Genomic DNA, 8,601 nt, shown 5'->3' with positions numbered 1-8,601 from the left:
CGAATGTGCCAGCCAAACAATGTAGCCGATGGAACCAACTTGTTCACCGGGCTGAGGCCATCCGTCTGCTCAATGCTCAAAATGCATAGATATCAACGAAAGGGCTGTAGTATGAAACCAGTTAGTTGGGGACGAGGCGCGCGCCTTTGCCCCGCTGGTCGAGAACCTCGATCTCTTTGACGAGGCGCTGGGCATGGTCGACCAGAAGACGAAGTATCTCAATTCTTCGACCAAGGAATACGAGACTCGCTCCAAGACGACGGCCAACGCCGTGCAATTGTTCAAGAACCAGCTGGGCGCGCTCGGGATCGTCATCGGTTCGGCCTTGCTGCCGGCGCTGACCTCGATCATGGAAACGCTGGGGCCGATCATCAAGCGGATGGCGGATTTTGCCGAGGCGCATCCCGCGCTGACCCGCGTCATCGTCGCGACCGTTGCCGGTCTCGTCGCGCTGCGGGTTGCTGCGATTGCGGCGCAGTTCAGCCTGCTGTGGATGCGCGGCGGGATGATTGCGGGGGCCATCGGCGGGATGCGGGTGCTCTCCGGCGTGGTGCGCGGCCTCGGCCTGGCGTTTCTCCCCTTGCGGCTTTACGGCCGGTCGCTGCTATTCATCGGGCAGGCGACGGCGATGGCCGCTGCCGGCAATGTCCTGGCGCTTCGCTCCATGAGAGCTGCGGCTTTGGCCATGGCGAACCCGATGCGTGTCTTGCGTGTTGTGGCCATCGGGCTTCGCACAGCGCTGCTATTCTCCGGCGTCGGTCTTGTCCTTGCGGGTATCGCCGCGGCAGGCACCTTCATCTACAATAATTGGGATGGCGTGAAGGCCATGATCCAGGGCGTGGCAGATGGCTTCATGGCCGGGCTCGGGCCGGTCATGCCGGTCATTCAGCCGATCGTCGATGCTGTAAAAAGCATTTGGGATAGCCTGACGGGACTGGTCGGCCCGCTTGCCACGTCGACCGGCGAGTGGCGCTTATGGGGCGAGGCAATCGGCGGCGCGGCGGCAGAAGGCATCAAGACAGTGATCGAGGCCATCCGCCAGGTTATCGGGTATTTCGGTCAGGCCTATGAGAAGGCGAAGAGCGTGGCCGACGCTATTCGCAATTGGGGCTCGGGGTATAGCGGCGGCGCGGCGTCTGCTTCGACGCCAGCCGGCTCCGTCGTTGGGCCTGGCGGCGCCGTGATCTCTGGCGCTCGCGCGGCGGGTGGGCCGGTTGTCGGCGGGCGGACCTATCTCGTGGGCGAGGAAGGGCCGGAGATTTTCACGGCTTCCCGATCGGGCACGATCATCCCCAATCATCAGCTTAGCGGAGGTGCTTCCCCCGGTGGCGGGCGGAGCGTCAGCATCGGTGCCGTCCATGTGCACGCCGCGCCGGGCATGAGTGAGGAGGGGCTTGCCCGGAAGGTCCTCGCGATGATCGAGCGCCAGCTGCGCGATGACATGGATGGCGTGCAGGCCGATATCGAATACGGGGTGGCGTGATGCTCTATATGCTGGGAACGCTGGCCGTCGACACGCGGCCATTCTCGATCGACAAATTCGACCGCCAGGCATCGGCCGATATCGCATCCAAGGGATTGATGGGGGCATTCCCGGGAAAAGAATTCGGCGGCGAGGGCGATGACGAGATCACGCTTTCGGGCAGGCTACTGCCGACCAAGATCGGCGGGCTCGATGAGCTGGAGATCGTGCATGAGATGCGGCGCACCGGCACGCGCTTTCCCGTTCAGCGAGGTGACGGCAAGCGGCTCGGGTGGTTCGCCATTACGCGGGTTTCGGAGGGCCATACAGAGATCCTGCGCGACGGCGTCGGCTTCGTCGTCGAGCATTCGATCTCGATGACACGGGTGCAGCCGGACACGGGCGCGGGCCAGCAGATCATTTCGGGCCTGCTGTCGCTCTTCGGCGCTGGCCGATAACGCAGATTCATTTGGAGGACATGATGCCGGAAACCGTGACAATTCGCGGCGAGGATATGACGCTCGACCTGATCTTATGGCGGCGCTTTGGCGTGCGCGGTCAGTCCCTGGTCGAGCAGGCGCTCGAAATCAATCCCGGTCTGGCGGAGCTTGGGCCATATATCCCGCTCGGCACTGTCGTCACCTTGCCGGATTTGCCTCCGGAGCAATCCGCTCCGCGGCGGCACGTCGTTTCCCTGTTCGGGTGAGCGCCATGCCATGGAAAGTTTCGTGGGAAGTATGGGTCGACGGTCTGAATGTCAGCGCGAAGATGCGGCCATACCTGATCGATATCGAGATCATGGACAAGGATGGCTCGGCCTCGGATACGTGTTCGCTGACACTGGACGATACCGATGGGCAGGTCCGCCTGCCGAAGGACGGTGCTTTTGTCGAGGTCTGGCTTCAGGGCGTGCTGAAATTTTCCGGTACGGTCGACAGCGTCCGTTCGTCGGGTTCACGCGGCGGGGGCCGGACGCTGAAGGTGAGTGCCAAGGGGTTCGATAGCCGCGGCAAGGTGAAGGAGCCTTTGTCATTTCACAAGGATGATGCCAGCTTGAAAGATTTCCTCGCGGCGGCAGGCAGCAAGGCGGGCATCGCCGCGATCGAGATCGATCCGGCGTTCGCTTCCATCCAGCGGGATTACTGGTCGGCCGAGGGCGAAAGCCTGATCCATCTCGGGCAACGGCTCGCCCGTGAAATCGGCGGCACGTTCAAGATCAGGGGTGACAAGGCGGTGTTGGCGAAACGCGGACAGGGACAGGCGCCGGGCGGCGCGGCCCTGCCAGTGGTCATAGGCACAGTCGGCGGCAATCTCATATCCTGGGACATCTCGCCCTTTCGCGGGCGGCGATCATTCACCAAAGCAAAGGTCCGCTATTTCGATAGGAAATCCGCTTCCTTCAAGACGGAAGAGGTTGAGTACGAACTCGACCGCGACCTGCCGGAATCGACGAATGCGGTTCGCGCCACCGTCAAGGACGAGGCGCAGGCCAGGCAGGTCGGCGATGCCCGCAAGCGCGAGGCCGAACGCGAGGGCGGCGAGGGGAATGTCGAGCTTGACCTCGCCGTCGATGCGCAGGCCGAGGCGAGCTTTATCTTGACGGGAGCCCGGCCGGGCGTTGACGGCACATATCGCATTGCATCGGTTCGCCATCGCGCCGATCGGAGTGGCGGTTCGACCACATCGCTTGAAGTGAAGCAGCCATCGGCCGGTGCGGGCAAGGACAGCCGCTAGGCCGGCCGGCATGGGGCAGGATCATTCGGCGCGGTGGTTCTGGCCAGGCATCACGGCGGGGATAATCCCCAGCCAAAGCACCGCCACCGCCATGAGCGCCATGCAGAATAGCAGAGATGCGATGCGATAGGGCTTCATGCTCGATCGATAGCACGCCGCGCGATCGCGGCAAATATCCAAGTCACGACGAGTTTCACAGCAGCCGCCCCCGGGGCGGCTTTTTTTATGGAGAGGTAAGAATGGACCGTAACGAGGTGGATTACGAAATCGCGCTGGAGCTTTCCAGCCACGAGGCTATCGTCCGTCAGGCATATAGGGACAGCAGGGGCATCTGGACCTGGTGTGTGGGGATTACCTCGGCCAGCGGGCACAGCGTCGAACGCTATATCAAAAACCCCCAGCCGCTCGATTACTGCCTGAAGATCTTCGTTTGGGCGCTCCAGCGTTATGCGCAGGAGGTCAACGAAGCGTTTGCGGGGGTTCCGCTGACCAAGGCTCAATTCGCGGCGGCGCTGTCGTTCCACTGGAATACAGGCGCGATCAAGACCGCTTCCTGGGTGAAGAAATTCAGGGCTGGCGACATCGCCGGCGCGAAGAAGTCTTTCATGGACTGGCGCAAGCCTGCCGAGATCGTTCCGAGGCGCGAGAAGGAGCGCGATCTCTTCTTCTCGGCCAAGTGGTCGAATGACGGCAGAATGACCGAATATACCCGCGTCAAGGCGAACGGCACGCCGGACTGGTCGAGCGCCCGCAAGATCAATGTCGAGAAAGATCTGCGGGCCGCATTTGCGGAGATAGCGCCGCCACCTCCCGTGCCGGCCCCGGAAACGCCACCCGCACCTACGCGACCGACAGAGGATGCGGCGCCGCCACCGCTCCCGGCCGAGACTGTCCCGGCGCCGGCGCAGGCACCGGCGACGAACCTTTTCACCATCATCTTCAATCTGGTCGCGGCACTCGCCGCGTTTTTCAGGAGGGCTTCATGAAAATCGATCTCATCATTCCGATCCTGCGGCAGCTGCTGCAGGTGATCGGCGGTGCGCTGATCGCGCGGGGCTATCTCGACCAGGGCGCGGCCGATGCGCTCTCCGGTCTCGTCATCAACGGCCTCGCGCTCGGTTGGTGGCTGTTTGACCGGCACCGGATCAATCGCCGCATGGCAGAGACCATGCCGAAAGCCGGGGAGGCGCCCCATGCTTGAGTTTCTGCTGTCGTTTCTCACCGGGCCGAATGGCCTTTTCACCGGTCTCGGTGCGCTGCTGATCGCGGCGCTGGGCCTCTATCTCAAGGGCAGGGTGGATGGCGGCGGTTTGGAGCGCTCGAAGCAGGCCGAACGGGAGGCCGAGGCCCGCACCGTCTCCGATGAGATCGAGGATGCGATCGCGGGTCGCGATGCCGGCACGAATCGCGAAAGGCTGAAAAAATGGGGAAGGTAGCAATCCTGCTCTCGTGCCTTCTTCTTGCCGGCTGCGGCACGAGCAAAGTGGGCTTCTGCGCTGTTTCGAAAGCGTTTCGGCCCACACCGGCCACGATTGCGGCCATGAGCGAGCGTGAGGTCAACGAGATGCTCGCCCACAACGAAAAGGGCGCGAGGCTCTGCGGATGGAAGGCATGAGCAGCCGGAAGGTAAGTGCAATGACAGAAGATGAACTCGTTGCCGTGGTTCGAGATGCTGTGCGTGACGAGTTCTCAGCTGCCGGTCTCCGCGTCGATACCCCAGACTTTCAGGACGCGGTCAGGGAGGATATGCGTTTCCTCCGCAGGGTCCGCCAGAGAGCGGATGCCGTTGCCAACAAGATCGGCATGGCCGTCATCCTCGGCATCATTGGAGGCGTCGGCTGGCTCATCATGCAGGGGCTCAATTTCTGGAAAGCCAACTGATCCCGGCGCTGAAAGAGTTCAGGCGCCGGTCCGTCATGGCCCAACGGAGTGCCGGCATTTTCAACCGCGGCCGCAGGAAAGGATCTGTATCGAGTATTTGATCCGCACCATCTGCAAAACGATACCTGATGCTTTCGCCCGTTCCGCTTGACACCGGAGCGGGCTTTTTCATCGTCAAGTATTGAATGTGCATATTGGAAAACAAAAGTACAGTTAACCATGATTTTGTAAACTATAAGTTGCTGCAATATTCAGGTTGATTAACGGAATAATTACAATATTAATTATTCCGTTAAACGGGCTTGGTATTGGGGGAAATTATGACAACACAGGCAAATCGTGAAGCAAGAGTATTGTATATAATTGATATGACATATGAGTTAATTAAATTATCCAATAAATCTAATCTGTCTATGCTTTCTTATTTTCTTTCCATGGCTGTCATTGAGGCAGAGGATACATATAGGAGCCAAATTCTAAAATCCGATCCCGAACGGATTTCCCGCGCAGTCTAATTTGACCGGACGCCGTCGATCCCGATGGCGTCCGGTCAGGTAGTCAGGGACGCTGTGGGTATTTCTCATTGATCAGCGTCTTTGGCCAATCTCCGCGTGTATAGCCTGGGCTGATCGCCGTGCTGGCGATCTCGATCTCCCGCAGCAGGAAGTCTCTGTCCAGAAGTAGCGCCTTGATGGCAGCACGTGCATCGCCGCCATGGTAGGCGAGCACCTCGTCAATCTCGTCTTCGACCAAAGGGACAGGTGCATTCATTCATTTTCTCCGCTCGTGTTAAGCGGACACAGCCGTCCCCAAAATGCGTCCGTGGTCATCAGCGCCGCTCGCTGATGCTCTTATTTTGTTCACGTTGGCGCAATGAGTCAAGCGCACGGCTTGTTGGCAATGGGTTAATACAGCACCCTCAAGCTGCCTTATAGACTTTCAGAACGACCTGATTCTCCACGGCATCGCCGAACGCACGCATCAGGGCTATTGTTTGAGTAGTCAGCACGTCCAGATCTTTGATATCGACGAACGTGTCTTCCCCATGCGCTATAGCATTCCTACGTCTAAGGAGAACAACATTGATGAACGTCGATTTGTCTTCAAAAGGTTGGAGGGCGACGCAGCACACAAGGCAGATATCTCGAAAGACATCGAAGTTGAGGTTCGCTTTCGTGTTGATCAGGTCCTCGTTTATGCGCGTGAAACGCCGATCTGTGGAGGTTAGTATCTCGTCGATGAGCGCGCACCGATCTTCAATACTAGCCTTCGAATTCGACAGTGTCGCCAATCTAGGCAGGAAATAGTTTCGTAGAAACTGCCGATCCAGTTCTCCATACTGGAACCTGCGAAGCGCAATATGCTCCAGATACTTCCTCGCTGCAAACCTGACGTAGCCCTCCCAATGAGCGTAACAGATGGTGATCATCGCTCGAAGGAGAACTCTGCGCAGGTTCCCGTCCGCTCGCAGGATCGCCACCTTCAGATCGGAGATTTCTTTAAGACGCCAGGACCGATCTTCAGTAATCTGGGCGGTGAAATCGGCTTCGGAGAATGGTTTGCTCATGGACGAAACCAGTTTTGTCCGAACGGCACCGTCCGCAGAATGCGTGTCGTCCCACGCAGGCCGGGAGAAGTGAAGGTGAGGGTCTCCGGTTGGCTCCAAAACATCTGAATCTTGTCGCGTACGAATTCCTGCGGATTAGCCAATGCTGTGATCGCGTCGAGGTTCTTGGCAACGCCCACCGCAATCCCTTCTAGGCCGACCAGCCCTACTTTGCCTGTATGATTCCCGCTTTCAAACCTCCGGAGCGCGTTCTTGCCTGCGACCGCATCGATTAGGGCGAACGTGCGATCAATCACCCCAGCAGCATCCCTGCCGTTGCTCTGGCCGGCGAGTTGAACGATGCCTTCGTCGATGTACTCCTCAACGTCCAGGGTGCCGTCGTATGGCACGAATGTGTGGACCAGGAACCGAACTGCAAGCTCCATGTGCCGCTGCCGCTCGATCTGGTCTTCCGTCACAGAAATGACGGTCTGGAAAGACTTCTGTTCGGCTGCGGCTTTAATGGCTCGATAGTAGTCCCCGTTGACCATAAGCATGATACAGTTACGCAGTTCCTGCGCGTTCGCCTGCGTGCCCCCGGCATTGAGCCGCTGGAACAGGTCGAATTTTGTCTGGTCGTCGCTCGGTCTCTTCAGGATTTCAACACCGATCCGTGCTCGCCGGATGGAGAGCTGGTGACTCTTGTCGATCTCAACCTGCTCTTCCACAGGAACGTCGGTAATCAGCTCGGACCGTTCCCAGACGGCATTGTGAAGCGACCGCAGATACTTCGTTGCCTCCAAAATCGACGGCGGGGCGAAGCCTCCGTCGGGTTTGCGCAGACGCCCCATAAACTCGAGAATGGTCGAGACCCGTTGCAGTCCGTCAATGAGTTCCCAACTGACGTCATCTCTTTCGAACACGAAAATCGAAGGCAATGGAATGCCTAGCAGGAGAGATTCGATCAGCTTCGATTTCTGGCCGATGTCCCAGCGAAAGAGGCGCTGGAATTCGGGATCGATAATGATTTCTTCATTATCGTACATACTGACGATCTCGCCAATGGACATCTGATACGCATCTGTCCTGACGAGGCGTTGGGCTTTTGTGATCTCTTCTGATAGCATTTTGAGGGCCCCCGAATTAGGTTCTTTGCTGGCGACCTTAGCATAGAGGTTCAGTTGCCGACCACAGCTTGGAATGTCTTTGGAGTTCCCGCCTTCAACGAAAACCCTAGTGGACGATGGATAGACTACTTCGCAGTCAATTGCACCAAGGCTGGCGTTTGCCTGTCCAATTGCGAGCTAGGCCTTCGCTAACCAAAATATCGCCGACGTCTCGGTCGTCAACTTGGATTGTAGCTAGCGTGCGTCCGTAACGATCACTCGTTCGGCCGGTCTCTGGATCGCCCCGATTAACGTGGAGCCTTGCACCGGCGAGTAGTTCTTCCAGGCGCCGTTTTGCCACGACTGCAAGTCGCTTTTCTGCATCGCATTTGGAACGGCGGAGTTCCGGTGCGTCGATATTGGCGATGCGAATATGCTCCCGTCCAATGACGACCGTATCGCCGTCAAGCGCGCATATCTTCCTGCCACAGGAAGAGCCGGAAAGCGCGCCTGTCGTCAACGCCGATAGTGCGGCGAAAGTAATGAAACTCTTGCAGATAAGGCGGGAAGCGGTGCGCAAACGGTGCGGCAGAGATATATGATCCCGATTAATGCTAACTAACCTATTGAAAACATTGGTCGGAGTGAGAGGATTCGAACCTCCGACCCCCTCGTCCCGAACGAGGTGCGCTACCAGGCTGCGCTACACTCCGTGACCAATGATGGCGGCTTATAACGCTGCGTTTTTCCGCCTGCAAGCCGTTTCGCGCAAAAAAGCCAAGTGCAACTTCCCTATCTGCTTCTGGACGGATTTTATTGGCCTCGAGCCGGGGGTAAGTTATGGGTGGTTGATGCAATAACGGATGGAATCG

Annotated in this window: 12 protein-coding genes, 1 tRNA gene and 1 pseudogene; 9 read left to right on the top strand and 5 right to left on the bottom strand. The window is 58.5% G+C overall.

Annotated elements, in window-relative coordinates; all coding sequences use genetic code 11:
• Positions 1 to 130: 130 nt before the first annotated feature.
• The 9 genes and pseudogenes from C5748_RS29060 to C5748_RS24805 form a co-directional block, all read left to right on the top strand.
• Positions 131 to 1,483, top strand: a pseudogene (locus C5748_RS29060) (phage tail tape measure protein); the annotation flags it as partial.
• Complete coding sequence (locus C5748_RS24840; protein ID WP_105745359.1) at positions 1,483 to 1,920, top strand: phage tail protein; 438 nt, start codon at positions 1,483 to 1,485, stop codon at positions 1,918 to 1,920. The pseudogene C5748_RS29060 and the gene C5748_RS24840, both read left to right, overlap by 1 nt.
• A gap of 23 nt (positions 1,921 to 1,943) precedes the next feature.
• Complete coding sequence (locus C5748_RS24835) at positions 1,944 to 2,168, top strand: tail protein X (RefSeq protein ID WP_105745357.1); 225 nt, start codon at positions 1,944 to 1,946, stop codon at positions 2,166 to 2,168.
• Positions 2,169 to 2,173: 5 nt separating this feature from the next.
• Positions 2,174 to 3,196, top strand: coding sequence for a phage late control D family protein (locus C5748_RS24830; protein WP_105745355.1), 1,023 nt, complete (start codon positions 2,174 to 2,176; stop codon positions 3,194 to 3,196).
• A 239-nt stretch (positions 3,197 to 3,435) separates the two neighbouring features.
• Entirely contained in the window at positions 3,436 to 4,182 is a 747-nt protein-coding gene (locus C5748_RS29055; protein WP_105745353.1) for a lysozyme, read from the top strand.
• Positions 4,179 to 4,397, top strand: a complete 219-nt coding sequence (locus C5748_RS24820; protein ID WP_105745351.1) for a Pam3-gp28 family putative phage holin — start codon at positions 4,179 to 4,181, stop codon at positions 4,395 to 4,397. The genes C5748_RS29055 and C5748_RS24820 overlap by 4 nt, the downstream gene beginning before the upstream one ends.
• Positions 4,390 to 4,632: a hypothetical protein gene (locus tag C5748_RS24815; protein ID WP_105745349.1), complete on the top strand. Its 243-nt coding sequence runs from the start codon at positions 4,390 to 4,392 to the stop codon at positions 4,630 to 4,632. Before C5748_RS24820 ends, C5748_RS24815 begins: the two co-directional genes overlap by 8 nt.
• Positions 4,620 to 4,811, top strand: coding sequence for a hypothetical protein (locus C5748_RS24810; protein WP_105745347.1), 192 nt, complete (start codon positions 4,620 to 4,622; stop codon positions 4,809 to 4,811). Before C5748_RS24815 ends, C5748_RS24810 begins: the two co-directional genes overlap by 13 nt.
• A 20-nt stretch (positions 4,812 to 4,831) precedes the next feature.
• A complete protein-coding gene (locus C5748_RS24805) occupies positions 4,832 to 5,077 on the top strand; it encodes a hypothetical protein (protein WP_105745345.1) in 246 nt (81 codons plus the stop codon).
• Between the two features lie 558 nt (positions 5,078 to 5,635).
• Here C5748_RS24805 and C5748_RS24800 read toward each other — a convergent pair.
• From C5748_RS24800 to C5748_RS24780, 5 genes are all read right to left on the bottom strand, one after another.
• Complete coding sequence (locus C5748_RS24800; RefSeq protein WP_105745343.1) at positions 5,636 to 5,848, bottom strand: hypothetical protein; 213 nt, start codon at positions 5,846 to 5,848, stop codon at positions 5,636 to 5,638.
• A 148-nt stretch (positions 5,849 to 5,996) separates the two neighbouring features.
• On the bottom strand, positions 5,997 to 6,644 hold the full coding sequence (locus C5748_RS24795) for an MAE_28990/MAE_18760 family HEPN-like nuclease (RefSeq protein ID WP_105745342.1): 648 nt from the start codon (positions 6,642 to 6,644) through the stop codon (positions 5,997 to 5,999).
• On the bottom strand, positions 6,641 to 7,750 hold the full coding sequence (locus tag C5748_RS24790) for a DUF262 domain-containing protein (protein ID WP_105745340.1): 1,110 nt from the start codon (positions 7,748 to 7,750) through the stop codon (positions 6,641 to 6,643). Before C5748_RS24790 ends, C5748_RS24795 begins: the two co-directional genes overlap by 4 nt.
• Positions 7,751 to 7,886: 136 nt before the next feature.
• The gene (locus C5748_RS29580; RefSeq protein ID WP_425350303.1) at positions 7,887 to 8,249 is read right to left on the bottom strand and encodes a thermonuclease family protein; all 363 of its coding nucleotides are present in this window, start codon (positions 8,247 to 8,249) and stop codon (positions 7,887 to 7,889) included.
• Positions 8,250 to 8,365: 116 nt separating this feature from the next.
• Positions 8,366 to 8,442: transfer RNA gene (locus C5748_RS24780), tRNA-Pro, on the bottom strand.
• Positions 8,443 to 8,601: the final 159 nt, after the last annotated feature.

This window comes from Phyllobacterium phragmitis (assembly GCF_002980495.1).
Taxonomy (GTDB): domain Bacteria; phylum Pseudomonadota; class Alphaproteobacteria; order Rhizobiales; family Rhizobiaceae; genus Paramesorhizobium; species Paramesorhizobium phragmitis.
This window is presented reverse-complemented; position numbering and strand designations above follow the sequence as displayed.